The organism is Hydrocarboniphaga sp., assembly GCF_028291725.1.
Lineage (GTDB): Bacteria > Pseudomonadota > Gammaproteobacteria > Nevskiales > Nevskiaceae > Hydrocarboniphaga.
Genome location: NZ_JAQGNT010000002.1, coordinates 72,101 through 96,789, shown reverse-complemented (window position 1 = coordinate 96,789; position 24,689 = coordinate 72,101). Strand labels below are relative to the sequence as shown.

The window sequence follows — 24,689 nt, the reverse complement described above, 5'->3', positions numbered from 1 at the left end:
GCAAATGAGGACGCCAGTCCCCGCCGCTCTGAGTGTGTTCCTGGTGCTGCTGGTGGCCGGCTGCGCGAGCAGCGGAGGCCAACGCGAGAGTTCCTGGCCGGACGACGTCGGCCACACGATTCCTGCCCCCGCGCCGCCACCACCGGCGCCGCGCCAGCCGGTGCCGGTCACGCCCGATCCTTCACTGGCGATGATCCCGCCGCCGAAGGCGCTGCCGACGTATCCGAAGGCGGCCGAGGAAATCAGCAGCCAGGCCGTGGTGTCGCTGATGAAGCAGGCGCGCACCGCGCGCGCCGCCGGCCAGTACGACCAGGCCAGCGGCGCGCTCGAACGTGCCCAGCGCATCGAGCCGCGCAACTACTTCGTCTGGAGTTCGCTGGCCCGCGTGTACCTCGACAAGAAGGACTACGACAATGCCGAAAGCGTGGCGCTGAAGTCCAATAGCCTCGCGCGCGGCAATATCTACGTCGAACTCGAAAACTGGAAAGTCATCACCGAGGCGCGTCAGGCGCAGGGTGACGCGATCGGCGCACTGCAGGCGCAGAGCAAGGTCGACGAGATCCTGCGCAACATCAGCGGCGGCTGAGCGTGAGCGACGAGGTCGATGACCTCTTCGGCGACGGCGGCGTCCTCGCTCGCGGGCTTCCGGGCTTCGTCGCCCGCGCGCAGCAGATGGCGATGGCGCGTGCCGTCGTTGACACCGTCGAGTCCGCCGGCACGCTGATCGTCGAGGCCGGTACCGGAACCGGTAAAACCTACGCTTATCTGGTGCCGGCGCTGGTCGCCGGCAAGCGTGTCGTCGTCTCCACCGGCACCAAGAATCTGCAGGACCAGTTGTATCGCCGTGACTTGCCGCGACTGCTCGGCGCGCTGAAAGTGCCGGCGCGTACTGCGCTGCTGAAAGGCCGATCCAACTACGTCTGCCTGCACCGGCTCGAACGCGCGCTGCAGACGCCGGGCTGGCGTTACGACGACCGCCTCAATCGCATCCGCGCCTGGTCGCGCAGCACCGATTCCGGCGAGCTGTCCGAACTCGGCGATCTGAACGACGACGACCCGCTATATGCACGGGTCAGCTCGACCGCCGACAACTGCCTCGGCGCCAAATGCCCGGACTTTGCCGAGTGCCACGTGGTCAAGGCGCGCCGGGCGGCGCTTGCCGCCGACCTGGTCGTGGTCAATCACCACTTGCTGTTCGCCGATTTTCTGCTGAAGGAAGAGGGTTTCGGCGAAATCCTGCCGGGCTCGGACGCGGTTGTGATCGACGAGGCGCATCAGCTGCCGGAACTGGCGACGCAGTTCTTCGGTGTGCGCGTGTCGACGCGCCAGTTCCGCGACGTCGCCCAGGACGCGCAGACCGAGGCCGAGGAGTGGGGCGATCTGCCGGATCTGGTGACCGCGGCCGAAACCCTGGCGGCCGCGGTGCTGCCGATCGAGGCCCTGTTTGCCAGCATCAACGGCCGCATGCGGCTGGAGGATCTATTGGCGCGGCCGATGGTGCCGCAGCTGATCGATGCACTGGACGAGCAGCTGTTCACGATGCGCCAGACGCTCAAGGCCTACGAGGATCGATCGCCGGTGCTGGCCGGCGTTTTTGAGCGTGCGGCGGTGCTCTACGAGCGCTGGACCGTGCTGACTGCGCCGGAACAGCCGCAGGGCCTGGTGCGCTGGGTCGAGTCACGCGGTCGCGGCGGCAGCTTTCACCAGACCCCGATCGAAGTCGCGGAAAATTTCGCGAAGATGCGCCAGGCCCACGCCGGAGCCTGGATCTTCACTTCCGCGACCTTGTCCTCCAGCGGCGACTTCGGCCACTTCCAACGCCAGCTCGGGCTCGACGACGCGCACACCCTGGCGTTGGACAGCCCTTTCGATTTTCAGAACCAGGCGCGGCTGCATCTGCCGGCCGGTTTGCCCGAGCCCAACGACCCCGCGTACACGACGGCTTTCATCGAGGCGATCGTGCCGCTGATCGAAGCCGCCAACGGCGGCGCCTTCGTGCTGTGCACCAGCCATCGCGCGCTGAAACTGGTGGCGCAGACCTTGAAGATCCGTCTCGGCCAGACGCTGTTCGTGCAGGGCGACGACGACCGCGCGCGCCTGCTCGAGCGCTTCACTGCCGACGGCAATGGCGTGCTGGTCGGTACCAGCAGTTTCTGGGAGGGCGTGGACGTGCGCGGCCGGGCGCTGCGCATGGTGCTGATCGACCGGCTGCCGTTCGCCGCGCCGGGCGACCCGGTGTTCGAGGCGCGGCTCAGCGCGATCAAGCAGCGCGGCGGCAATGCCTTCTTCGAACATCAACTGCCCGAGGCTGTGATGATGCTGCGCCAGGGCGCGGGCCGCCTGATCCGCGATGTCGGCGACCGCGGCCTGCTGGTGATCGGCGATCCGCGCCTGCGCAGCAAGCCTTACGGCCGCAAGGTGCTGGAGGCGCTGCCGCCGATGCCGCGCATCGATCGCGACGCGGCGCTGGTGTGGGCGGCGAGCCTGTGATCAGGGCAGCATGATGCGTCTACTCGCCATCGATACGGCAACCGAAGCCTGTTCCGCCGCGCTGTGGCTGGACGGCGTGCTGGTCGAACGCTTCGAAGTCGCCGGCCGCACGCACACCGAAAAGCTGTTGCCGCTGGTACAGGCGCTGCTGGCCGAGGCCGGCATCGTGCCGGGCCAGCTCGACGGCCTGGTTGCCGGCATCGGCCCAGGCAGCTTTGCCGGAGTACGTATCGGCGTCGGCATCGTCAAGGGGCTGGCTCTGAGCCTGGACCGGCCGGTGGTTGGCATCACCTCGCTGGCGATGCTGGCCCAGGCGGCGATCCGCAATGGTGCCGATCGCGTGCTGCCGTGCATCGATGCACGCATGAGCGAAATCTATCTGGGCGCGTTCGAGCGTGACGAGCAGGGACTCGCGCGATCGCTGCAGGCCGATCAGGTGGTGCCGCCGCTGCAGGTCGATCTGAGCGCGCTGAGTGGGGACTGGGCCGGCGTCGGCACCGGCTGGAGTAGGTACGGGGCGATCCTGAGCCAGCGCCTGCCGAACGCCCCGCTGTCGATCGACGGCGCAGCGCTGCCGCACGCCAGCGACGCGCTGCTGCTGGCGCTGCCGCACTTCCGCTCCGGCCAGGCGATCTCGGCCGACGACCTGGTTCCGGCCTACCTGCGCGACCGTGTCGCGCTGACCCTGGTCGAGCAGCAGGCGGCCCGCGCCGCCAAGGCCGCCGGAAACTGATCGGGCAAACGGAGCGGGCAAACTGACCTTGGAATAAGCGATAATGGGCTTGGTCCACGCCGGCCCTTCGCGACGGAAAGCCGTGAACCCCGCCAGGCCCGGAAGGGAGCAACGGCAGCGGTGATGCCGGGTGCCGGAATCAGCTGGCGTGGACCTTCTTCAATATCAAGGTGTTAGTGGGGGATTTTGAAGAACTTTTTCAGCATCGTAGCGTGCAATGCGCTTCTGCGTGCGAGTTTTTTGAGCTTTATATTGTTTTGTATTCGGAACTGATTTGCATATCTTTTGTAACGCCTTTCTGGCTTGTATCCCGGGGTTGAATCCCCACCATTGCCACTCGGCTGGCGCAGATGAGGCAGCACCATGATGGAACCCTTCGAGCAACGCCTGCTGGTCAGCTGGCTCAGCCACTTCTCGGTAAAGGTCGACCGTTACCGCTGGGCGCAGGACGGTTTCACCCGCTTCGTCATCGACGAGGGCGAGCCGCTGGGCATCGATCTCGGCGACGAAAGCCGCACTATCACCAACGATATCATTGTCGAGTCGCTGCGCCTGCGGCTCGACGAACTCCAGACCACCGAACCCAGCGTGCTCGAGCTGAACCTGCAGGCAGTCGGTAGGTTGCTGCGGCTGTCCGAGCAGGAGCACGTGCTGATGGGCGCCCTGGTGCGCGCCAAGGTGCTGCCGATGGTCGAGGAGCTGTTCGAGATGCTCGAGCTGGACGAGATCCGCGCCGGCGACTCGACCACGATGGGCGTGCTCGCGACCCTGCTTGGCCTGACCCGCGGCGAGTTGCTCGACGCCATGTCGCCGCGCGGCCGCCTGCTCGCCAGCGGCCTGTTCACGATCGACTACCGCTCCGATTGCCAGCCGCTGCCGGCGCTGACGCGCTTCCTGCAGGCTCAGGCCGAGCCGCTGGACGATGTGCGCGCCGCGCTGCTCGGCGACCCGCTGCTGAAGTCTCTGGAGTGGGAGGATTACGAGCACCTGCGTGCCGACCGCGATCTCGCTGCCAACCTGCTGCAGCAGGCTGCGAGCCGCCAGGAGCGCGGCATCCACGTGCTGCTCTACGGACCGCCCGGCACCGGCAAGACCGAGTTCTGCAAGACGCTGGCGGCGCAACTGGGCCTGAAGCTCTACGGCGTCGGCCAGGCCGACGAGCGCGGCCAGGAGCCGTCGCGCGACGAGCGCGTCGGCAGCTTCCGGCTGAGCCAGAAACTGCTGGAGAACCAGAACGACGCGCTGCTGCTGTTCGACGAAGCCGAAGACCTGCTGCGCGCCGACGGCTACGACGAATACCTGGCCGAGCGCCCGGGCGGCTACGGCTCGCGCGTGTTCATGCACAAGATGTTCGAAGAGTCGCGCGTGCCGACCTTGTGGACGGTCAACGATCCGTCCGCGCTGGGTCCGTCGGTGCTGCGCCGGATGACGTTTGCGATCGAGATGAAGGTGCCGCCGGCGAAAGTCCGCGAGCGCGTCTGGCAGCGCCTGCTGGACAAGGAAAAAGTCACGATTCCGGCCGAGGAAATCCGCCGGTTGGCGGAAGACTTCGACGCTGCGCCGGCAATTGCCGCCGGCGCGGTGCGTTCGGCTCGGCTGACCTCGGGCGGCAGTGTTGAAATCCGTCGCGCGGTCACGTCGATCGCCAAGGTGATGCGCGGTGCCGAGACGCCGCCGCGGCCGAACAGCAGCGTGATCTACGATCCGCGGCTGATCAACGCCGATCTCGATCTGGCCAATCTGGCGAAGCGCCTCAGCGGCCTGGAGACCCGCGCTTTTTCGCTGTGCCTGTACGGCCCGCCCGGTACCGGCAAGAGTGCCTATATCCGCTGGCTGGCGCGCGAGATGGGCCTGGAGGTGATCCAGAAGCGCGCATCGGACCTGTTGTCGAAATGGGTCGGCGAGAACGAGCGCAATATCGCGGCCGCGTTTGCCGAAGCGCGCGATACCGGCGCCTTCCTGGTGTTCGACGAGGCCGACTCGCTGCTCGGCGATCGTCGCAGCGCCAGCCAGGGCTGGGAGATCAGCCAGGTGAATGAAATGCTGACCTGGATGGAAAGCCACGAGCATCCGTTCGCCTGCATCACCAACCTGATGAGCCATCTCGACGAAGCTGCGCTGCGGCGTTTCTCGTTCAAGGTGAAGTTCGATTTCCTGAAGGCCGAGCAGCGCGAGATCGCGTTCCGCCACTACTTCGACCAGGAGCCGCCGGCTGGCGTGCGCGACATCGATTCGCTGACGCCGGGCGACTATGCGGTGGTGCGCAATCGCGCCAAACTATTGGGCGAGCTGGGCAATACGGCCGAGCTGAAGAAGATGCTGGAGGCGGAGGTGGCGGTGAAGCCGCATTCGCGTAACAAGATCGGTTTTTCTCACGGGTAATCTGACATGCGCGTGTTTGCGACATTGTGCCTTTCGAGCTTGTTGGCCTTCATGTCTTTTTCGGCCAGCGCCGCGGAAACTCCGATGGTGCTGATGGGTAGCTGGATCGAGAAGGGTGAGCAGGGCACGATGCAGTGGGATCTGGGGCCGGACAGCATTTCGGTGATGCCGCTGGACGCGGCCGGAAAGCCGCTCGCCGAAGCGAGCAAGATCGACGTGCTGTATCAGCCCTCGGGCAAGGGCTGGGCGGTCGTGGTGCGTGCGCCCGATGGCGTGGCGCTCGATGAAGGCCGGGCCGAGATCAAGGACGGCACGATGCTGCTGCTGCTGCCCGCCATCGGCACGCACGAACTCAAGCGCAAGTAGCCGCTGCCCGGCCTGCGCAAACTCAGTCGCAGGCCGCGCCTTTCCGCACTCGCCGTATTCCGCGACAATGCCGCTCCGCACAGGCCGTACCGACCATGAGCTACCTCGCCCTCGCCCGTAAATGGCGCCCGCGCCGCTTCGACGACGTGATGGGCCAGAACCATGTCGTCAAGGCCCTCAGCCATGCGCTGGACGGCGACAAGCTGCATCCGGCGATCCTGCTGACCGGTACCCGCGGCGTCGGCAAGACCACGCTCGCGCGGATCATCGCCAAAGGCCTGAATTGCGAGACCGGCGTATCATCGCAGCCTTGCGGCCTGTGCTCGTCCTGCAAGGAAGTCGACAGCGGCCGCTTCGTCGACCTGCTCGAGATCGACGCCGCCAGCAATACCGGCGTCGACAACGTCCGCGAGCTGATCGATAACAGTGCCTACGCGCCAGCGCGCGGCCGCTACAAGGTTTATCTGATCGACGAAGTCCACATGCTCTCCAAGAGCGCGTTCAACGCGCTGCTGAAGACGCTGGAAGAACCACCGAGCCACGTCAAATTCATCCTCGCGACCACCGATCCGCAGAAGCTGCCGATCACGGTGTTGTCGCGTTGCCTGCAGTTCAATCTGAAGCGGCTGCCGATCGCGATCATCCGCGATCAGCTGGCGCTGGTGCTCGGCAACGAGAACCTCGAGTTCGAGCCCGGCGCAACGGTTGAACTGGCGCGCGCCGCCGATGGCTCGATGCGCGACGGCCTGTCGCTGCTCGACCAGGCGATCGCGTTTTCCGGCGGCGAAACCCTGCGCCGCGAACCGATCGCCGAAATGCTCGGCACCGGCTCGCGACGCTTGCTGCTCGACCTGATCAGCGCGCTGGCGGCGGCCGACGCGTCCGCCTTGCTCGAGGCCTTCCGCAAAATCGAGGCGCAGGCGCCGGACTACGCATCGATGCTCAACGATCTGGCCGCTCAGCTGCAGCGCATCGCGGTGCTGCAAATGCTACCGGGCGCGCGCGACGAAGACGACGACGAAGACCTGGTCGCGCTGGTGCCGAAAGTCAGCGTCGAAGACGTGCAGCTCTGGTATCAGATCGGCGTCTCCGGCCGCCGCGATCTGCCCTGGGCGCCGGACCCGCGGCTCGGCTTCGAGATGACGCTGCTGCGGATGCTGGCGTTCCGGCCGGGCGAGAGTGGCGGTGATGGCGCGGCCAAGCCTGCGAGCACCGGCACCGCTGCGCCGCCACGGGCTGTGCCGGCCGCTGCTGCGGCCGCGCTGATGATCGCCGAACCGGCGCCCCAACCGGTGCCTCTTGCAGTCGCGAAAATCGAACTCCAACTGAAGCAGCTGCCCTGGCCGCAGCTGCTCGAGCATCTGGGCCTCGAGGGCGCCGGCAAGCAGCTCGCGCGTCAATGCACCTGGAACAGCCGCGACGGCGACACGGTGCATCTGGGCCTTTCGCTGGATGCCGCGTTCCTGAATCACGAAACGCGCCGCGCGGCGCTGGAATCAGCGCTAGGCCGGGTGTTCGGCGAGCCCTTGAAAGTGGTGATCGATCTGGTTTCCGACGCAGTACAAGGTTCGGCGCAGAGCCCGGCGCAGATCGACGCGCAGCGCGCCGGCGATCGCGTCCGCGGCGCGATCGATGCCATCGAAACCGATCTGGTGGTGCGGGCATTCAAGGAACAGTTCGGCGCCACCGTTCGGCCGAACTCCATCCATCCTCTAGATTCGTAAGTGGGAGCTACAACATGAAAGGTCCGCTCGGACAACTGATGCGCCAGGCGCAGCAGGTGCAGGACAACCTGAAGCGCGCGCAGGACGAAGTCGCCAAGCTCGAAGTCACCGGTGAATCCGGCGCCGGCATGGTCCGCGTCACGCTCGACGGCAAGCACCAGGCGCGGCGTGTCGAGATCTCGCCGGCCGCGATGCAGGAAGACAAGGAATTCCTCGAAGACCTGATCGCCGCCGCGATCAACGATGCCTCGCAAAAGCTCGACGTCGTCAGCAAGGAAAAAATGGCGGCCGCCACCGGCGGCATGCAGCTGCCGCCCGGCCTGAATCTCGGCCTGTAAAGCATCAGCGCGACGCGCCATGGAGCCGCAGGCGCAATGGCCGCCAAAATGGCAATTCTTCCCGGTATTTCTGCGTCTGCGCGGCCGCCGCGTGCTGGTCGTCGGCGGCGGCGAAGTGGCCGCCCGCAAGCTGCGCCTGCTGGCAAAAACCGAGGCGCTGCTCGAAGTCGTCGCAGCTGAACTGGTCGAGGAGCTGAGTCAGGCGGAGCGCGACGGCGTGCTGCGCCACGTCGCCGAGGTGTTCGAAGCCTCGCAGCTCGACGGTTGCCTGCTGGTGATTGCCGCAACCGACGACGCGGTGCTGAATCGCGAGGTCGCCGCCGCCGCCGAGATCCGCGGCATCGCGGTCAACGTCGTCGACGATCCGAACCCCAGCAGTTTCGTCACGCCGTCGATCGTCGACCGGCATCCGCTGCTGATCGCAATCGCGACCGGCGCGCAGGCACCGGTGCTGGGCCGCCGCCTGCGCGAGAAAATCGAGACGATGCTGCCGGCCGCTTATGGACGTCTCGCCGGTTTCATGGGCGCACGGCGTGCGCGTGTACAGCAGACGGTGCCGCAAGCCGATCGTCGCGGGCTCTGGGAGTCTTTCCTCGACGGCCCCGGCGCCGAGGCCGTGCTGAGCGGCGCGGAAGCCGCCGCCGATGCCGAACTCCAGCATCTGATCGACGGCGGCGCCCGCCGCGGCGAGGTCTATCTGGTCGGCGCCGGCCCGGGCGATCCCGATCTGCTGACTTTCCGTGCGCTGCGCCTGATGCAGCAATGCGACGTGGTGCTGTATGACGCGCTGCTGCCCCAGGCGATTCTCGATCTGGTGCGTCGCGACGCGGAGCGCATCTATGTCGGCAAGCGCCGCGCGCGGCATACGCTGGCCCAGGACCAGATCAACTCCGAACTGGTGCGCCTGGCTCGCGAAGGCAAGCGCGTGCTGCGGCTGAAGGGCGGCGATCCTTTCGTGTTCGGACGCGGCGGCGAAGAAATCCAGCGGCTGGCCGCGGCCGGCATCCCGTTCCAGGTCGTGCCGGGAATCACCGCGGCCAATGGCTGCGCGGCGTATGCCGGTATTCCGCTGACGCATCGCGACTACGCCCAGGCCTGCATCTTCGTCACTGGCCATCAGCGCCAGGACGGCACGCTGGACCTGCACTGGGACGCGCTCGCGCGGCGCGGGCAGACCGTGGTGATCTACATGGGGCTCAACACGCTGCCGGATTGTTGCGCGCAATTGATCGCCCATGGTTTGCCGCCGGACTGGCCGGCGGCCCTGATCGAACAGGGCACGTCACCGGAACAGCGCGTGATCGTGTCGACGCTGGACAGTCTGGCGGCGGCGGTCGGCGGCCAGCAGATCAGCGGACCGAGCCTGGTGATCGTCGGCGAGGTGGTGCGGCTGCGCGATCAGCTGCAGTGGTTCGCCGGCAGGGGCTGAGTGCGGCAGCAGCAACGCGCTGACTCGTAGCCCGGGTGCAACCCGGGGCTTTTCCCGAGCGCCGCAAAACCCGGGTTTCACCCGGGCTACGCCTAGCGCAGCCCAATCCGATAAGCCTCGCGCTCGAGCTTGCGCCTGTCGGTATTGCCGAAATGCTTTTCGAAGCCGCTGACCGTGAGCAGCACCAGCAAGGCGGTGATCAGCCCGGCCGGCATGTTCAGCATCCAACTCAGTATCAGTAAGGCAGCCGACAGAACCGTCAGTGCGCTGGCTAGACGCAGCGGCAGATCGAAGCCGCCGCAATAGCAGCGCAACAAACCGCGATCGCATTGGATGCCATCGCGCGGGCAGATGCGATGCAGACGGTACAGCGCGTGAGCACAGCCCAGCGCGCAGATGCCGATGCCCAGGCAGCCCAGCATCAGTAGGGGTTGGATCATGGTGGTTTCTCCCGCTGTCCGTCGTATGGGAGAACAGTGGCAAGCCACAAACCAGCGCGGGCGATCGCGTGCCGGGTGCTGCCAGACGGCCGAGTCAGCGGCTGTCAGCGGTACCCTGGCTGCGGCCTGAAGCGGCTACGGCATGGGATCGAAGCGGCGCCGAACGCAGCGGCGGCGCAAAACTGACGCAGGCTGTCGGCCGCTGACACGCTGTGTCGGCTTTACGACCGTCCGCGTCATCGCGCGGACCCTTGCAGCCGCAACGCAGGTGCGATCAGCCGGCCTGGCGGCTTTCGCCGGCGCTGCTGTCCAGATCGCGTGCGCGCAGCCGCTTCTGCACCGCGCGCAAAATGCCGGCGACATCCAGCCCGCACTGCGCCAGCAGTTCCTCGCGCGTGCCGTGCTCGACGAATTCGTCGGGCAGACCGAGATTCAGCACCTGCACCTTGTGATGCTGGTGCTGTGCGACCAGCACCTCGACCACGGCGCTGCCGGCGCCGCCCATGCGCGCGTTGTCCTCTAAGGTGACCAGCAGATCATTCTCGTTGGCCAGCTCCAGCACCAGCTCGGTGTCGATCGGCTTGACGAAGCGCATGTCGGCGACGACCGCGTCGAGGATGTCGGCCGCGCTCAGCGCCGGCTGCACCATGCAGCCGAAGGCCAGCAGCGCTACGCGCGGACGGCGGCGGCCGCGCGCATCGCGGACGATGCGGCCGCGGCCGACCGTCAGCGGCTTGTACTCGGCCTCGAGCGCCAGGCCCAGGCCATTGCCGCGCGGATAGCGCACCGCACTCGGGCCCGGCAGGCTGAGGCCGGTGGTGAACATGCGACGGCATTCGTTTTCGTCGCTCGGCGCCATCACCACCATGTTCGGGATGCAGCGCAGATAGCTCAGGTCGAAGGCGCCGTGATGGGTGGCGCCGTCGGCGCCGACCAGGCCACCGCGGTCGATCGCGAACATCACCGGCAGGTTCTGGATCGCGACGTCGTGAATCAGCTGGTCGTAGCCGCGCTGCAGGAACGTCGAATAGATCGCGCAGACCGGGCGCAGGCCCTCGCAGGCCAGGCCCGCGGAAAACGTCACCGCGTGCTGCTCGGCGATGCCGACGTCGTAGTAACGCTCGGGAAAGCGCCTGGCGAAATCGACCAGGCCGGAGCCTTCGCGCATCGCCGGCGTGATCGCGACCACGCGCGGATCGCGCTCGGCGGCGTCGCACAGCCAGTCGCCGAATACCTGGGTGTAGCTCGGCGCGCCCTGAGGTTTCTTGGCCGGGAATGCGCCGGTCACCGGGTCGAACTGGGTGACGCCGTGATACTTGATCGGGTCGGCCTCGGCCGGCTCGAAGCCCTTGCCCTTGGTGGTGATCACATGCAGCAGCTGCGGGCCGCGCGCATCCTTGATCGCGTCCAGGCTGTGCGTCAGCGCATCCAGGTCGTGGCCGTCGATGGGGCCGTGATAATGGAAGCCGAAAGTGCGGAACAGCGCGCCGGGATTGTCCAGGTGCGTTTCGACATGGTCTTCGCCGTCCTGCGGCAGCCGCTCCAGATGCGGCGCGACCAGGCCGAGCTTGCGCACCAGCCGCGCGGAATAATCGCGCAGGCCGCCGACGTTCTCGGAGATCGACATGTCGTTGTCGTTGTAGACCACCAGCATGTCTAGATTTGCGTGACCAGCATGGTTCAGCGCCTCGAAGGCCATGCCGCCGGTCATGCCGCCGTCGCCGATCACCGCGACCACGCGGCGTTTGATGTTCTGCACGCGGAACGCGGCGGCCATGCCGGCGGCCGCGGATATCGCGGTGCTGGAATGACCGACGCCGAACGCGTCGTACTCGCTCTCCGAGCGCAGGTTGAACGGCGCCAGGCCGCCGAGCTTGCGGATTGTCTCGAGCTGCGCGCGGCGGCCGGTGACGATCTTGTGCGGATAGGCCTGGTGGCCGACGTCCCAGACGATGCGGTCTTCCGGGGTGTTCAGGCAGCGATGCAGCGCCAGCGTCAGCTCGACCGTGCCCAGGTTGGCGGCGAAGTGGCCGCCGATGCGCCCCAGCGTCTCGATCAGGAAGCGCCGCAGCTCGACCGCCAGGTGCGGCAGGTCGTCGCGGGACAGGGTCCGCAGATCGGCTGGCGCGTTCACGCCGCCGAGCAGCGAGTAACCCGGAATGTCGGTCATAGGGAAATGGTCAAGAGTATCAATGGATTATTGGGGGATTATCGGCGAACTGGCGGCCAGGGCCATGTCAGGCGCGCCGCTGCCGGCTGGCGCGTCCGTCAATGCCGACGGCCCTGGATATGGTCGGCCAGCCAGACCAGCGGCATGGCCTCTGCGCCGAGGATCGACAGCACGCTGCGGGCTTCATCGAACAATTCTTCAGCACGTTGTTTGGCAGCGGACAGGCCCATGACCGAAGGATACGTCGATTTGTGCGCTGCAACATCCTTGCCGACGGTTTTGCCCAGATCGTGGGCGGCGCCCTCGATGTCGAGCACGTCGTCCTGGATCTGGTAGGCCAGACCGAGCAGCTTGCCGTAGCGGTCCAGCGCGTAGCGGTGCGTCGCCATCAGATCGGGCTGCGTTTCGCAGGCCAGAGTCAGGCAGGCACGGATCAACGCACCGGTCTTGTGGATGTGTAGGGTTTCCAGCTCGAGCAGGCTCAGAGCCTGGTTCTCGGATGCCAGGTCGACCGCCTGACCGCCGACCATGCCGCGCGATCCGGCTGCGTCGGCGAGCAAGCCCACCATCCTGATGCGCGCCTGGGCCGGCAACAATTCAGCGCGCGCGAGCACGCCGAAAGCCAGCGCCTGCAGGCCGTCGCCGACCAGGATCGCGGTGGCCTCGTCGAACTGACGGTGACAGGTCGGCCGGCCGCGGCGCAGCTCGTCATCGTCCATCGCCGGCAGGTCGTCGTGGACCAGCGAATAGGCGTGGATCAGCTCGATCGCGCAGGCCGGCGCGTCCAGCTGGTCGACGTGTACGTTCAGCACTTCGCCAGCGGCATAGACCAGCAGCGCGCGCAGGCGTTTGCCGCCGTCTGTGGAATAGCGCATCGCCTCGTGCAGCCGCGCCGGATAGATGTCGGCGGCGGGCAGGCAGCGATCAAGCGTGTTCTGTAGCCGCTCGCGGTAGAACGCGAGACGATGCGAGAAGTCGGTGGTCACGGCGGGCTCGATGAAAGCCTCAGCTTTCATCGGCCGCGTTGTCCGCGGCCAGCAGGTTCTTGACCTTGAGTTCGGCGGTCTCCAGCGAATTGCGGCACTGGCGGGTCAGGCGGACGCCGCGCTCGAATAGCTGCAGCGATTCCTCGAGTTTCAGGTCGCCGCGTTCCATGCGTTCGACGATGCCTTCCAGTTCCGTCAGCGCATCTTCGAAGCGCGCGACTTCGTCACCGCCCGGCGCCGCCTGCGGCGCCTCGGCGGTGGCATCGTCGCCAGAAAAGAGTTCTGATTTTGCAGTGTTTTTTGGCATTGCGAGCGGCGGGCTAGCTTGAAACGGACACGCAGTCTATCGTGCTTGCGGCGCCTGAGTTCATCCGCTACCTTCGCGCCGCCTCCAGCGCTGCCTGCCTTGTGACCGCGGCTGCTGCTGTCCCGCAAACCGTCTGATCCAGCTGACCCGTCAATGGCCGCCCCGACTTCCAAGAACGCACCCGACTCCAGCTACAACGCCGCCCAGATCGAGGTCCTGAGCGGACTCGACCCAGTTCGCAAGCGGCCGGGCATGTACACCGACACCACGCGCCCGAATCATCTGGCGCAGGAGGTCATCGACAACTCGGTCGACGAGGCCCTCGCCGGCCACGCCCGGCGCATCGACGTGGTGGTGTTCGCCGATGGCTCGCTGCAGGTCAGCGACGATGGCCGCGGCATGCCGGTCGACATTCATCCGGAGCACGGCGTCAGCGGCGTCGAACTGATCCTGACCAAGCTGCATTCGGGCGCCAAGTTCTCCAACAAGGCCTATGGATTCTCCGGCGGCCTGCACGGCGTCGGTGTGTCGGTGGTCAATGCGCTGTCCAAAAAACTGGAAGTGCGCGTGGCCCGCGGCGGCACCGAATACGCGATCGATTTCGCCGACGGTTACAAGACCATCGACCTGCGCCCGATCGGAGCGGTGCCGAAATCGCGTAACGGTACGAGCGTGCGCTTCTGGCCGGACGAGAAGTATTTCGACTCGTCGAAGATCTCGGTGCTGCGCCTGAAACAGGTGCTGCGCGCCAAAGCCGTGCTGTGCCCGAACCTGCGCGTCAGCCTGGACGACCAGGTCGCCAACGAGCAGACCGTCTGGCAGTACGAGAACGGCCTGGTCGATTATCTGAAGGACGCGCTCGATGGTGCCGAGACGATTCCGCTGGAGCCCTTCGTCGGCAAGTTCTCCGCCAAGCGCGAAGAGGCCGAGTGGGCGTTGCTGTGGCTCAACGGCGGCGGTGAGGCAGTCGCTGAGTCCTACGTCAATTTGATTCCGACCATGCAGGGTGGCACTCACGTCAACGGCCTGCGCACCGGCCTCACCGAAGCGATTCGCGAGTTCTGCGAGTTCCGCAACCTGCTGCCGCGCGGCATGAAGCTGGCGCCCGAAGACGTCTGGCAGGGCTGCAGCTACGTGCTCAGCATCAAGATGCTCGATCCGCAGTTCGCGGGCCAGACCAAGGAGCGCCTGTCGTCGCGCGAGACAGCGGCCTTCGTGCAGGGCGTCGTGCATGACAGCTTCAGCCTGTGGCTGAACCAGCATCCGAACGAGGGCGAACTGGTCGCTCAGCTGGTGATCGCGAACGCCAATGCGCGCATGAAGCTCGCCAAACAGGTCGTGCGCAAGAAGATCACCAGCGGCCCGGCGCTGCCCGGCAAGCTCGCCGACTGCGTGCTGACCGATCTGAATCAGACCGAGCTGTTTCTGGTCGAAGGCGATTCCGCCGGCGGCTCCGCCAAGCAGGCGCGTGATCGCGATACGCAGGCGATCCTGCCTTTACGTGGAAAAATCCTGAACAGCTGGGAAGTCGATGCGAACGAAGCCCTGGCTTCGGATGAAATCCACAACATCTCGGTCGCGATCGGTGTCGATGCCGGCAGTCCGGATCTGGCCGGTCTGCGCTACGGCAAGATCTGCGTGCTGGCCGATGCCGACTCCGACGGCCTGCATATCGCGACGCTGCTGTGCGCGCTGTTCCTGCGCCATTTCCGCCCGCTGGTGCAGGCCGGCCACGTGTATATCGCGATGCCGCCGCTGTTCCGCGTCGACGCCGGCAAGCAGGTGTTTTATGCGCTGGACGACGCCGAGCGCCTTGGTATCCTCGACCGGCTGCAGGCCGAGGGCAACAAGTCGAAGATTTCGGTCACACGCTTCAAAGGCCTGGGCGAAATGAACCCGATGCAGCTGCGTGAAACCACGATGTCGCGCGACACGCGGCGCCTGGTACAGTTGACGCTCGATGAACTGGCGCAGCCGGCCGCGCTCGAAGGCGACGATCTGCTGAGTGCAGAACCGCCCGCGCCGGTGATCACGACCGACATGCTGATGGACATGCTGCTGGCGAAGAAGCGCGCCGGCGATCGCAAGGCCTGGCTGGAAGAGAAGGGCGATCGCGCCGACGTTTGATTGAACTTGCCGCAGCATTGACAGCGAATCGGCGATCGGACAGAACATCCCTCTGTGGTGCGATGAGCAGAGTTCCCGCACTGCTTCTCCACCGAAAAGCTTGCCGTAAGCACCGCCAAAGTGCGGCTTCAGCTCGCCCAGCGGCGGCTTGCTGCATCGCTTGCAAATTACTGCGGGCCGCAGTGATGATCGTCCCCGAGAGAACGGCATCGCTTCAATAGTCGAGAGCGCTGGGGCCAGGGAGCTCTTCAATGTGGCGTTTCAATCGGGAAAACTCGGGCGACTTCAAGTCACTTCATCGCATTCGAGGGATTGCGACGCATCAACCCGAGTTTCAAGGACGGGCGTCCGGCTCAGGTCGATTCCGGCTTCCGGTTAATTGCTACTAGCTCAAAAAATGGCAATCGCTGACTTTCTGCAAGTTGTTGTAGCGGGGCTCGTAGGTGGCGGCGCGGGAGCCGCTGCTGTGATCTATCTGAGCAAGAAGCTGCTCGATCACAAATTGGCGCGGGACCTACACGGATTTACCACACGCTACACGCGCCTGGACAAGCAGAGGACAGACGCCGTCTTGCAGATTCACGGGCTCCTATGCGAGGTTGAGGACTTGTTGATATGGGGGGCTGGGCCCGGAGGAACGGCAATTGTTAGTCGATGTCCGGAGAAGAGGACAATGCAGGCACTTAACAAGGCCTGGGAGGGCATCGAGAAGTTGAATGGCGTTCTGGGCTTTCACATACCTCGAATGGGCGTGGTAAGGAGGAAGCTTGAAGGCGAGTTCAAAAAGGCTCTGGGCACCGAATGAGAGTGCCGAGAGCTGAACCAAGGCATTCGTTAGAGCGCATTGAGTCCATATCAGGAAGTCACCATGTCCGACGCTGATAAAGTCTTTTCTGGCTCGGTGCCAAAGATCTACGAGAAGTATCTGGTCCCTCTGATCTTTGAGCCCTATGCCACGGACCTTGTCAGCAGGCTCCGTTCGCGTAGCCTTGCTCGCGTGCTCGAGGTCGCAGCCGGTACGGGTGTCGTGACACGTGCTTTGGCGTCCGTGCTAGACGAAGCTGCTTCTATCGTGGCGACGGACTTGAATCAGGCCATGCTGGACCAAGCCTCGCTGGTTGGAGTAAAGCGTAACGTCGAGTGGCGCCAGGCAGACGCAATGCAGCTGCCCTTCTCCGAGGGAACGTTCGATGCTGTGGTGTGCCAATTCGGCGCCATGTTCTTCCCCGATAAGCCCAAAGCCTTCTCGGAGGCACTTCGCGTGCTTAGGTCCGGCGGTGTCTTCATTTTTAACGTGTGGGACCGCATCGAAGAGAATGAATTCGCGGACACTGTGACGAGCGCGCTGGCATCGGTCTTTCCTGATGATCCCCCACGTTTCATGGCCCGTACGCCGCACGGCTATCACGACCGCGCGACCATCGAACAAGACCTGGCAATGGCTGGGTTTACGAGGCAGGCCCGTATCGCGACAGTGGCAGCACGCAGCAGAGCAGAGTCGCCGCGAGTGCCGGCCGTTGCGTACTGCCAAGGGACGCCCCTCCGCAACGAAATTGAAGCGCGTGATGCTGGGCGGCTCGAAGAAGCTACCGACATCGCAACGGCGGCACTCGTTCAGCGGTTTGGATCGGGGGCTGTGGACGGCAAGATACAAGCCCACGTCATCATGATCGAACGCTGAAAGCAGTGGAGTCGATGCAAGTCGCGATTGGGGTCTTGCACCGTTAAGAGCGCATTCAAGCGTGTGGTTTCAGTCTAAGGTCACCTGAGAAGTCGTGGCTTTGTAGCGGCGCCGAGCGATGCGCCGGCTTTCGACGAGGAGCCTGAGATGAAGAAGTCGATGATGCGTTTGCTCGGCGTCGCAGCGCTGTTGCTACTGTCACGCAGTGTATCCGCCGATATGTTCGTATCCGTCAATATTGCGCCGCCCGCGCTGCCGGTCTACGAGCAGCCGGACTGCCCCGGTGACGGTTATCTGTGGATGCCTGGCTACTGGGCTTATAGCGACAACGATCCCTATGGCGGCTATTACTGGGTGCCCGGCACCTGGGTGATGGCGCCGCGCCCCGGTTATCTGTGGACACCTCCTTACTGGGTCTGGAGAGAAAACGTCTACGTGTTCCACCCCGGTTACTGGGGGCCGCACGTCGGTTTCTACGGCGGCGTGAATTATGGCTACGGCTACGTTGGCAGCGGCTACCACGGCGGACGCTGGGAAGGTGATCGCTTCGCTTACAACCGCGCCGTCAACAACGTGGACGTAACCCGGGTGCATAACACCTACAACACCACGATCATCAACAACACCGTGATCAATCGCGTCAGCTACAACGGCGGCAATGGCGGTATCAGAGCGCAGCCGAGCGAGCAGGAGCGGGTGGCCGAGCGCGAGCAGCATGTGAACGCGACCGGCGAGCAACTCAGGCACGAGCAGATGGCGCATGGCAATCCGGCTCAGCACAATGCCAACAACCATGGCCATCCGGAACTTGCGGCCACGCCCAAGGCTGCCGTTTTCCATGCACCTGAGCACGATCGCGGCGCACCGCAGAATCGTCCACAGCAGCCGCGTCCGCAGCAGGAGCAGCATCAGCAGTCACATCCGCAACAGGAGCAGCACCAGCAGTCACACCCGCAGCAGGAGCAGCACCAGCAGTCACATCCGCAGCAGGAGGAGCATCCGTAGCCACAGGCGGCGGCGCGCCCCCGTCCGCCCGCCCAGGATCCGCCGCAGCAGCATGCGCACTGAGGCTGGGAGGAATAAGCAGTGAAGCGCGGCCGGCTCCGCTAAACTGCCGACCCAGGCATGCATCCGGGCCTGAATCCTTCCAATCTCACTGCCGTACATGACGACCGAAATTTCCGAAACCGAACGCCTGCCGCTGCGTGTCTTCGCCGAGAAGGCTTACCTCGATTATTCGATGTACGTGGTACTCGATCGCGCTCTGCCGAATATCGCAGACGGCCTCAAGCCGGTGCAGCGCCGCATCATCTATGCGATGTCCGAGCTGGGGCTGTCATCGACCAGCAAGCCAAAGAAATCCGCGCGCACCGTCGGCGACGTGATCGGCAAGTTCCATCCGCACGGTGACAGCGCCTGCTACGAGGCCATGGTGACGATGGCGCAGCCTTTCGCTTACCGCTATCCGCTGGTCGACGGCCAGGGCAACTGGGGTTCGGCCGACGATCCCAAGAGCTTCGCGGCGATGCGCTACACCGAGGCCAAGATGACGCCGTATGCGTCGACGCTGCTGACCGAACTCGAGATGGGCACCAGCGACTGGGTGCCGAATTTCGACGGCACGCTCAACGAGCCCAAGCTGCTGCCGGCGCGGCTGCCGAACATCCTGGTCAACGGCACCACCGGCATCGCGGTTGGAATGGCAACGGACATCCCGCCGCACAACCTGCGTGAGCTGGTCGCGGCCTGCCAGTTGCTGCTGAAGAATCCGAACACGCCGATGGCCGAGCTGATCGCGGCGGTGCCGGCACCGGATTTCGCGACCGGCTGCGAGATCATCAGCGACGCTGCCGAACTGCGCAAAATCTACGAGACCGGCAACGGCATGGTGCGCATGCGCTCGCGCTGGGAGCGTGAGGACGACGGCCCCAACGGCCTGCAGATCGTCGTCACGCATCTGCCGCAGCAGGTGTCGCCGGCCAAAATCCAGGAGCAGATCGCCGAGCAGATGCGGGCGAAGAAGCTGCCTCTGGTCGAAGACCTGCGCGACGAATCCGATCACGAGCATCCGACGCGCATCGTCATCATCCCGCGCAGCAACCGCATCGACGTCGATGCGCTGATGGCGCATCTGTTCGCGACCACCGATCTGGAAAAATCGGCGCGCGTGAACTTGAACATGATCGGCCTCGACGGCCGTCCGCGCGTGAAGAATCTGCGCGAGATCCTGGTCGAGTGGCTGGTGTACCGCAATGCGACCGTGCGCCGCCGCCTCGAATTCCGCCTCGGCAAAGTCAACGAGCGCCTGCATATCCTCGACGGCTTGCTGATCGCGTTTCTGAACATCGACGAAGTGATCCGCATCATCCGCTACGAGGATGATCCGCACGCCGAACTGATGGCGCGCTTTGGTCTCTCCGAGATTCAGGCCAATGCGATTCTCGATCTGCGTCTGCGGCATCTGCAGAAGATCGAGGAGATGCAGATTCGCGGCGAGCAGGCCGAACTGGCTGCCGAACGCGACAAGCTCGTCGATCTGCTCGGTTCCGAAGCCAAGCTGAAGAAGCTGGTCGGCAAGGAACTCGACGAAGATGCCAAGAAATACGGCGACGCACGCCGTTGCCCGATCGTCGCGCGCGCCGCCGCGGTGGCGCTGGAGGCTTCCGAAATTCTGCCGGCCGAGCCGATCACCGTCGTGCTGTCGAAAGCCGGCTGGATCCGAGCCGGCAAGGGTCATGATCTGGATGCGACCGCGCTGTCGTATAAGAGCGGCGACGAATACATGGCGCACGCGATCGGCAAGACCAACCAGCTGCTGATCCTGCTCGACAGTAAAGGCCGCTGCTACACGCTGAATCCGCGTGATCTGCCGTCGGCGCGCTCGCAGGGCGAGCCGGTGACCACCAAGCTCGATCTGCAGGACGGCGCGCGCATCGTCGCACTGCTGATGGGCGACGAGGCCGACTGCTACGTGCTCGGCTCGACCGAGGGCTACGGCTTCCAGACCAAGCTCGGCGACATGCAGGCGCGCAACAAGGCCGGCAAGGCGGTGATCACGCTGGAAGGCCAGCCGCTGCCGCCGGCGCTGACGCGCGCTGCGGCGAGCGATCGCTACGCGCTGGTCACCGCCGAAGGCCGCCTGCTGGTGTTCCCGATCACCGAACTGCCGGAACTGGCCAAGGGAAAGGGCAACAAGCTGGTCACGCTGAAGGGCGAGGACCGCATCGTCGCGAGTTGCGTGGTGCCGGCGAACACGCCGCTGGTGCTGAGCTGCGGCAAGCGCACGCTGACCTTGAAGCCGAGCGACGTGACCGCGTATACCGCGGCGCGAGCTTCGCGTGGCAATCATCTGCCGCGCGGATACCAGACGGTGGACAGGATCGCGGCTGCCGTCTGAGCGGGTGGGTAGGTTGGGGTGAGCGCAGCGAACCCCAACATTGGCGCGGCGCCCTGTTGGGGTTCGCTGCGCTCACCCCAACCTACAACCTACGAGCCTGAACCGAAATCTTGATTTCATGGTCATAGGCCGCAGATACATTCCGTTGCTTTCCCGCCCCTCACAGTCTTCCCAAACGCCATGAAACGTGTTTTCCTGTTCCTGATCACCAACATTGCCGTGATGCTGGTGCTGTCGGTCGTCGCCTCGCTGCTCGGCGTCGATCGTTTCCTGACCGCCAACTGCCTGAACCTGCCGGCGCTGCTGGCGTTTAGCGCCATCTTCGGCTTCGGCGGCTCCTTCATTTCGCTGTTCATGTCGAAGTGGATGGCGAAGCGCTCGACCGGCGCCGTGGTCATCACCGAACCGCGCAACTCGGCCGAGATGTGGCTGCTCAGCACGGTCGAGCGCCAGGCGCGCGCGGCCGGTATCGGCATGCCCGAAGTCGCCGTCTACGACGCGCCGGAACCGAATGCGTTCGCCACCGGTGCGACGAAGAACAGCTCGCTGGTAGCGGTCAGCACCGGCCTGATGCGCAGCATGAGCCAGGACGAAATCGAGGCCGTGCTCGCGCACGAGGTCAGCCACATCGCCAATGGCGACATGGTCACGCTGACGCTGATCCAGGGCGTGCTCAACACCTTCGTGATGTTCCTGTCGCGCGTGATCGGCTACGTGATCGACAAGGCCGTGTTCAGGACCGAGCGCGGCACCGGCATCGGCTATTTCATCAGCGTGATGGCGCTGCAGATCGTGTTCGGCATCCTGGCGTCGATGATCGTCGCCTGGTTTTCGCGCCAGCGTGAGTTCCGCGCCGACGCGGGTTCGGCGCATCTGGCCGGCAAGCGCAAGATGATCGCGGCGCTGCAGAAGCTCGGCGGCCTGCATGCGGCGTCGTCGCTGCCGCCGCAGCAGATGGCTTTCGGTATCGCTGGCGGCGCCCGCGAATGGTTCTCGACGCATCCGCCGATCGAGGCGCGCATCGCGGCGCTGCAGTCGGCGTCGTAAGCCGCAAGCAACAACGCGGCTTTTGTGAAGCTCAAGGTTTCGAAGCCGCGGCCTCGGGAGTGACAGGGGGCGGCTGTACGACGTTGTCTTTAATTTGTCTCAGCGCGCCGTACATGGCCTTGCCGAGTTCGTCGTCGGTGATGGCGCCGGCCAGCACCGCTTCGTTGGTGCCGTAATAGAGCTTGAGCACTTCCTTGTTGGACTCTGTACCGATGTAATCGCGCATCAGCAGGCTCGAATATTCATCGAGCTGAGCGTCGCTCATGCGTGAAAGATCGGGCCGCAGCGGAAGGTAGGAGATTGCGAATCGTGCCTCGAAAGCCCGGCGATCGTCCCATTTGACATTGGATGCGTTCCACACGTCGATCACCAGATCGCGCACGCGATTCAGCCTTGAATAGACCAGCGCTTGCTCATCGGGGAGCAGTGCAAGAATACCGGCATCGCGCGCGGACGCCCACGCCGCGTTGGAAGGATTCAGATACTGGTAGCCGTCGGAGTTCGATTGCTGGGCGGGGTCGATGTCCGGCCCGGGCCGATAAGGCAGCTTGAGTTTGCCGCCGCTGGCGCGCATCGCCTGCACGTCGTGATTGATCGCCAGCAGCCAGCTCATGCCGGCGTCGAGCGCCTTGAAGTCGTGTTCCACGATCCGCTTGTTCCGGAGCGCTTCGTCATGCAGTCGGATTTCAAGCTCGTTGCGCTGATGACGGTGATGGACGAACTGAGCGGCGTCCTCGAGCGCCAACGCGATCAGCAGGCCGACCGTGATCGTGCCCAGATGGATCCAGAAGTCTTTCCAGGTGTGCAGCGGATGCTCGGGCGGATGGACTTCCATCGGGTACTCCTCGACTGCCTGAGATGACGCCCGGCCGAGCAGGCCGGGCGTCCGATTTAGCTGCCGGCGATCAGGGACGCGCGAACACGATCTCGATCTCGACCAGCATGCCGGGTGCGGCCAGGCCGGCGACCTGCACCGCGGAGCGTGCCGGCAGATTGGGCTGATCGGCGGTGCCGAAGAACTGCGTATAGGCTTCCATCATGCCGGCGAAATCCATCGCTGCGCCCGGCGTCGGACCGACCAGGAACACCGTCATCTTCACGGCGTCGCCCATCGTCAGGCCCATGCTTTCAACCGAGGCCTTGGTTTTGGTCAGCACCGACAGCGCCTGGGTCTTGGTGTCGCCCCAGTATTCGGCGCTGCCTTTTTCGGCGTCGGGCTTGGCCGGGTCCGGTGTCATGCCGCTGTGAAAGAGCAGGGTCTTGCCGCCGGGTACCTCGACCGCTCGCGAAATCGGGAACGTCGAATTGATCAGCGCGTAGCGATGAACCTCGGCCTTGGGCTCAGCTTTGTCGGCGGGCTTGCTGCAGCCGGCCATCGTCACAAGGCTACCGACGCAGGTAGCAGCAAGCAGGACAGACAGGTGTTTTTTCAAAGCGGAATCTCCTTCAGGTGGTCGTAGCGACGCGTTGCTGGATGTGCTCGATGACGGCATGCGCCGAGCGCACGGCGCCTTCCTGCCAGCCGGTGACGTAGCTCATCTGGTCGCCGACCAGATAATGGCGGCGGTCCGGCTGCTGCAGCCTTTTGAAATGCACCGCGCGGTCGGCGTCTTCCCACTCCGGCGCGCAGCCCATCTGATACGGAATCTTGGCCCAGGCGATCGACATGCCTTTCTCTACCATGCCGCCGTAGCCGGGATGAATCTTTTCGGCCTGCTGGATCGCGCTCGTCAGGCGCTGCGCCGGCGTCAGCCTGCCCCAGGCTTCACCCTTGCCCGGGTCCCAGGTGTAGCTGGCGAGCGTGATGCCCTTTTTCTTGTGGAAGCCGTGCGGCGGATACCACATCTGCAGGATGTCCTGATCGGTCCAGCTGATGCCGCCGTAGATGTGATCGTCCTCTTCCCAGAAACGGCGCTTGCCCTGGAACGCGATCTTGAACAGCTTGGCCGCGTGTACCTTGTCGAGTGCCTCGCGATAGTCGCGGCTGAAGTTGTGGTCGAGCTTCTTGATCAGCCAGGCCGGCGCGCCGTTGACGCAGAAATCGGCGTCGATTTCGTGCGGCTTGCCGTCCTGCAGGTAGGTGACCCGCACGTTCTTGTCACCATTGACGAGCTTCGTCACCGGCGCATTGCGCAGGATCACGCCGTCGCCGATCGCCTTGACGAATCCTTTGACGATGCCGTCCATGCCGCCGACCGGCTGCATCATCGTCGGATGCTGTTCCCAGCCTTCCGCGAACTCCATCTGGAACTGCCAGAAATCCGAGCGCAGCAGCTCGTGCAGATCGATCGGCGGCCGCGGCTGGCCGGCCTGCAAAATCTCGTCGCCGATATGGCCGCCGCGCGAGGAACCCTTGTAGAGCAGATCCTTGTCGAGATCGCCCCATTGCTTGAGCATCGCACGCAGCATCTCGGCGTCGTCGGCCGTCATCACATCGTCGAGCGCGTGCTTGTTGCTGGCCTTGGCCAGCAGCTCGGCCAGGTGGCCGCGCGTATCGGTCTGGATGGTTTCGCCGCGGATCGGCTTGCCGCCGAAAGCCCTGGTCGAATGAAAGTAGCTGCCGCGGTTGTCGTTGACGAAAGGCTCGAGCGCGACCTCGAACTGGCGGCAGTAATCCAGGATCGCAACGTGGTGGTACGGCAGCCGCGCCGGGCCGGCGTTGAAATACAGATGCGGCTCGTCGTCGAAGTCGCAGACCTGCTCGCTGTCGATCTCGCGGATAGTGTCGCCGCGGCGCACGGTGCGGTTGCGTCCACCGGCGCGGCCGCTGGCTTCCAGCAGCGTGCATTTGTAACCGGCCTTGCCGAGTTCATACGCGGCGGTGAGGCCGCCAATACCGGCGCCGATGATCACGACCGATAGGCCGCGACCCGAATCGGTGGCCAGTTTTGGTGCGCCGGCATAAGCCTGCGGGATCGCCATCAGGCCCATCGCGCCCATCGCGCGGTACATCGCACCGCTGCCGGCGGCCGTGCCGAAGCGCATCAAGAAGTCGCGCCGCGTCCAGCCCGCTGGCATCCCCTGCATCCCCTGCATCTGCTCTCCCTAGTTGTCAACAGGCTGCTAGGCCGC

20 protein-coding genes, 1 other RNA gene and 1 pseudogene are annotated in these 24,689 nt (G+C 64.9%); 15 read left to right on the top strand and 7 right to left on the bottom strand.

What is annotated here, in order from left to right:
- Positions 1–4: 4 nt before the first annotated feature.
- The 9 genes from JWQ90_RS00575 to cysG all read left to right on the top strand — a co-directional run bounded on the left by JWQ90_RS00575 (position 5) and on the right by cysG (position 9,462).
- On the top strand, positions 5–586 hold the full coding sequence (locus JWQ90_RS00575; protein WP_299687743.1) for a lipopolysaccharide assembly protein LapB: 582 nt from the start codon (positions 5–7) through the stop codon (positions 584–586).
- 2 nt (positions 587–588) lie between these two features.
- Positions 589–2,490 (top strand): ATP-dependent DNA helicase, encoded by a 1,902-nt coding sequence (locus tag JWQ90_RS00570; RefSeq protein WP_299687740.1) that lies wholly within the window; start codon positions 589–591, stop codon positions 2,488–2,490.
- Positions 2,491–2,503: 13 nt separating this feature from the next.
- A complete protein-coding gene (tsaB, locus tag JWQ90_RS00565) occupies positions 2,504–3,223 on the top strand; it encodes a tRNA (adenosine(37)-N6)-threonylcarbamoyltransferase complex dimerization subunit type 1 TsaB (RefSeq protein ID WP_366919397.1) in 720 nt (239 codons plus the stop codon).
- 56 nt (positions 3,224–3,279) lie between these two features.
- Positions 3,280–3,376: signal recognition particle sRNA small type (gene ffs / locus JWQ90_RS00560), an RNA gene on the top strand.
- Positions 3,377–3,586: 210 nt separating this feature from the next.
- On the top strand, positions 3,587–5,605 hold the full coding sequence (locus JWQ90_RS00555) for an AAA family ATPase (RefSeq protein WP_299687735.1): 2,019 nt from the start codon (positions 3,587–3,589) through the stop codon (positions 5,603–5,605).
- Between the two features lie 84 nt (positions 5,606–5,689).
- On the top strand, positions 5,690–5,971 hold the full coding sequence (locus JWQ90_RS00550) for a hypothetical protein (protein WP_299687732.1): 282 nt from the start codon (positions 5,690–5,692) through the stop codon (positions 5,969–5,971).
- A 95-nt stretch (positions 5,972–6,066) separates the two neighbouring features.
- The gene (gene dnaX, locus JWQ90_RS00545; RefSeq protein WP_299687730.1) at positions 6,067–7,695 is read left to right on the top strand and encodes a DNA polymerase III subunit gamma/tau; all 1,629 of its coding nucleotides are present in this window, start codon (positions 6,067–6,069) and stop codon (positions 7,693–7,695) included.
- A 14-nt stretch (positions 7,696–7,709) separates the two neighbouring features.
- Positions 7,710–8,033: a YbaB/EbfC family nucleoid-associated protein gene (locus JWQ90_RS00540; RefSeq protein ID WP_299687727.1), complete on the top strand. Its 324-nt coding sequence runs from the start codon at positions 7,710–7,712 to the stop codon at positions 8,031–8,033.
- A 19-nt stretch (positions 8,034–8,052) separates the two neighbouring features.
- Positions 8,053–9,462: a siroheme synthase CysG gene (gene cysG / locus JWQ90_RS00535; RefSeq protein ID WP_299687725.1), complete on the top strand. Its 1,410-nt coding sequence runs from the start codon at positions 8,053–8,055 to the stop codon at positions 9,460–9,462.
- Positions 9,463–9,554: 92 nt separating this feature from the next.
- Here cysG and JWQ90_RS00530 read toward each other — a convergent pair whose 3' ends face one another.
- From JWQ90_RS00530 to JWQ90_RS00515, 4 genes and pseudogenes are all read right to left on the bottom strand, one after another.
- Positions 9,555–9,902: a hypothetical protein gene (locus JWQ90_RS00530; RefSeq protein ID WP_299687723.1), complete on the bottom strand. Its 348-nt coding sequence runs from the start codon at positions 9,900–9,902 to the stop codon at positions 9,555–9,557.
- A gap of 274 nt (positions 9,903–10,176) precedes the next feature.
- Complete coding sequence (dxs, locus tag JWQ90_RS00525) at positions 10,177–12,072, bottom strand: 1-deoxy-D-xylulose-5-phosphate synthase (protein ID WP_299687721.1); 1,896 nt, start codon at positions 12,070–12,072, stop codon at positions 10,177–10,179.
- A 98-nt stretch (positions 12,073–12,170) separates the two neighbouring features.
- Positions 12,171–13,088, bottom strand: a complete 918-nt coding sequence (locus JWQ90_RS00520; protein ID WP_299687719.1) for a farnesyl diphosphate synthase — start codon at positions 13,086–13,088, stop codon at positions 12,171–12,173.
- Positions 13,078–13,275, bottom strand: a pseudogene (locus JWQ90_RS00515) (exodeoxyribonuclease VII small subunit); the annotation flags it as partial. The pseudogene JWQ90_RS00515 and the gene JWQ90_RS00520, both read right to left, overlap by 11 nt.
- 243 nt (positions 13,276–13,518) lie before the next feature.
- Between JWQ90_RS00515 and parE the strand changes: the two are divergent.
- From parE to htpX, 6 genes are all read left to right on the top strand, one after another.
- Entirely contained in the window at positions 13,519–15,492 is a 1,974-nt protein-coding gene (gene parE, locus JWQ90_RS00510) for a DNA topoisomerase IV subunit B (RefSeq protein WP_299687713.1), read from the top strand.
- Between the two features lie 397 nt (positions 15,493–15,889).
- Positions 15,890–16,297 carry a hypothetical protein gene (locus tag JWQ90_RS00505; RefSeq protein ID WP_299687710.1) on the top strand — a complete coding sequence of 136 codons (408 nt, stop codon included), beginning with the start codon at positions 15,890–15,892 and terminating at the stop codon, positions 16,295–16,297.
- A gap of 63 nt (positions 16,298–16,360) precedes the next feature.
- Complete coding sequence (locus JWQ90_RS00500; protein WP_299687707.1) at positions 16,361–17,173, top strand: methyltransferase domain-containing protein; 813 nt, start codon at positions 16,361–16,363, stop codon at positions 17,171–17,173.
- A 147-nt stretch (positions 17,174–17,320) separates the two neighbouring features.
- Positions 17,321–18,178 (top strand): hypothetical protein, encoded by an 858-nt coding sequence (locus JWQ90_RS00495; protein WP_299687704.1) that lies wholly within the window; start codon positions 17,321–17,323, stop codon positions 18,176–18,178.
- Between the two features lie 160 nt (positions 18,179–18,338).
- On the top strand, positions 18,339–20,570 hold the full coding sequence (parC, locus tag JWQ90_RS00490; protein WP_299687701.1) for a DNA topoisomerase IV subunit A: 2,232 nt from the start codon (positions 18,339–18,341) through the stop codon (positions 20,568–20,570).
- Between the two features lie 180 nt (positions 20,571–20,750).
- The gene (htpX, locus tag JWQ90_RS00485; protein ID WP_299687699.1) at positions 20,751–21,617 is read left to right on the top strand and encodes a protease HtpX; all 867 of its coding nucleotides are present in this window, start codon (positions 20,751–20,753) and stop codon (positions 21,615–21,617) included.
- 31 nt (positions 21,618–21,648) lie between these two features.
- Here htpX and JWQ90_RS00480 read toward each other — a convergent pair whose 3' ends face one another.
- The 3 genes from JWQ90_RS00480 to JWQ90_RS00470 all read right to left on the bottom strand — a co-directional run bounded on the left by JWQ90_RS00480 (position 21,649) and on the right by JWQ90_RS00470 (position 24,653).
- Complete coding sequence (locus JWQ90_RS00480) at positions 21,649–22,452, bottom strand: hypothetical protein (protein WP_299687697.1); 804 nt, start codon at positions 22,450–22,452, stop codon at positions 21,649–21,651.
- Positions 22,453–22,522: 70 nt separating this feature from the next.
- A complete protein-coding gene (locus JWQ90_RS00475; protein WP_299687694.1) occupies positions 22,523–22,993 on the bottom strand; it encodes a RidA family protein in 471 nt (156 codons plus the stop codon).
- Positions 22,994–23,063: 70 nt separating this feature from the next.
- Positions 23,064–24,653, bottom strand: coding sequence for an FAD-dependent oxidoreductase (locus JWQ90_RS00470; protein ID WP_299687690.1), 1,590 nt, complete (start codon positions 24,651–24,653; stop codon positions 23,064–23,066).
- Positions 24,654–24,689: the final 36 nt, after the last annotated feature.

What these genes read in the sequence shown, in the direction of transcription:
- JWQ90_RS00475 (WP_299687694.1), bottom strand. Translation starts at nt 22,993, where the DNA reads ATGGCCGGCTGCAGCAAGCCCGCCGACAAAGCTGAGCCCAAGGCCGAG.
- JWQ90_RS00500 (WP_299687707.1), top strand. Translation starts at nt 16,361, where the DNA reads ATGTCCGACGCTGATAAAGTCTTTTCTGGCTCGGTGCCAAAGATCTAC.
- JWQ90_RS00555 (WP_299687735.1), top strand. Translation starts at nt 3,587, where the DNA reads ATGATGGAACCCTTCGAGCAACGCCTGCTGGTCAGCTGGCTCAGCCAC.
- JWQ90_RS00480 (WP_299687697.1), bottom strand. Translation starts at nt 22,452, where the DNA reads ATGGAAGTCCATCCGCCCGAGCATCCGCTGCACACCTGGAAAGACTTC.
- parC (WP_299687701.1), top strand. Translation starts at nt 18,339, where the DNA reads ATGACGACCGAAATTTCCGAAACCGAACGCCTGCCGCTGCGTGTCTTC.
- dnaX (WP_299687730.1), top strand. Translation starts at nt 6,067, where the DNA reads ATGAGCTACCTCGCCCTCGCCCGTAAATGGCGCCCGCGCCGCTTCGAC.
- JWQ90_RS00470 (WP_299687690.1), bottom strand. Translation starts at nt 24,653, where the DNA reads ATGCAGGGGATGCAGGGGATGCCAGCGGGCTGGACGCGGCGCGACTTC.
- JWQ90_RS00550 (WP_299687732.1), top strand. Translation starts at nt 5,690, where the DNA reads ATGGTGCTGATGGGTAGCTGGATCGAGAAGGGTGAGCAGGGCACGATG.
- JWQ90_RS00505 (WP_299687710.1), top strand. Translation starts at nt 15,890, where the DNA reads ATGGCAATCGCTGACTTTCTGCAAGTTGTTGTAGCGGGGCTCGTAGGT.
- parE (WP_299687713.1), top strand. Translation starts at nt 13,519, where the DNA reads ATGGCCGCCCCGACTTCCAAGAACGCACCCGACTCCAGCTACAACGCC.
- JWQ90_RS00530 (WP_299687723.1), bottom strand. Translation starts at nt 9,902, where the DNA reads ATGATCCAACCCCTACTGATGCTGGGCTGCCTGGGCATCGGCATCTGC.
- JWQ90_RS00575 (WP_299687743.1), top strand. Translation starts at nt 5, where the DNA reads ATGAGGACGCCAGTCCCCGCCGCTCTGAGTGTGTTCCTGGTGCTGCTG.
- JWQ90_RS00540 (WP_299687727.1), top strand. Translation starts at nt 7,710, where the DNA reads ATGAAAGGTCCGCTCGGACAACTGATGCGCCAGGCGCAGCAGGTGCAG.
- cysG (WP_299687725.1), top strand. Translation starts at nt 8,053, where the DNA reads ATGGAGCCGCAGGCGCAATGGCCGCCAAAATGGCAATTCTTCCCGGTA.
- JWQ90_RS00520 (WP_299687719.1), bottom strand. Translation starts at nt 13,088, where the DNA reads ATGAAAGCTGAGGCTTTCATCGAGCCCGCCGTGACCACCGACTTCTCG.
- JWQ90_RS00495 (WP_299687704.1), top strand. Translation starts at nt 17,321, where the DNA reads ATGAAGAAGTCGATGATGCGTTTGCTCGGCGTCGCAGCGCTGTTGCTA.
- htpX (WP_299687699.1), top strand. Translation starts at nt 20,751, where the DNA reads ATGAAACGTGTTTTCCTGTTCCTGATCACCAACATTGCCGTGATGCTG.
- tsaB (WP_366919397.1), top strand. Translation starts at nt 2,504, where the DNA reads ATGCGTCTACTCGCCATCGATACGGCAACCGAAGCCTGTTCCGCCGCG.
- dxs (WP_299687721.1), bottom strand. Translation starts at nt 12,072, where the DNA reads ATGACCGACATTCCGGGTTACTCGCTGCTCGGCGGCGTGAACGCGCCA.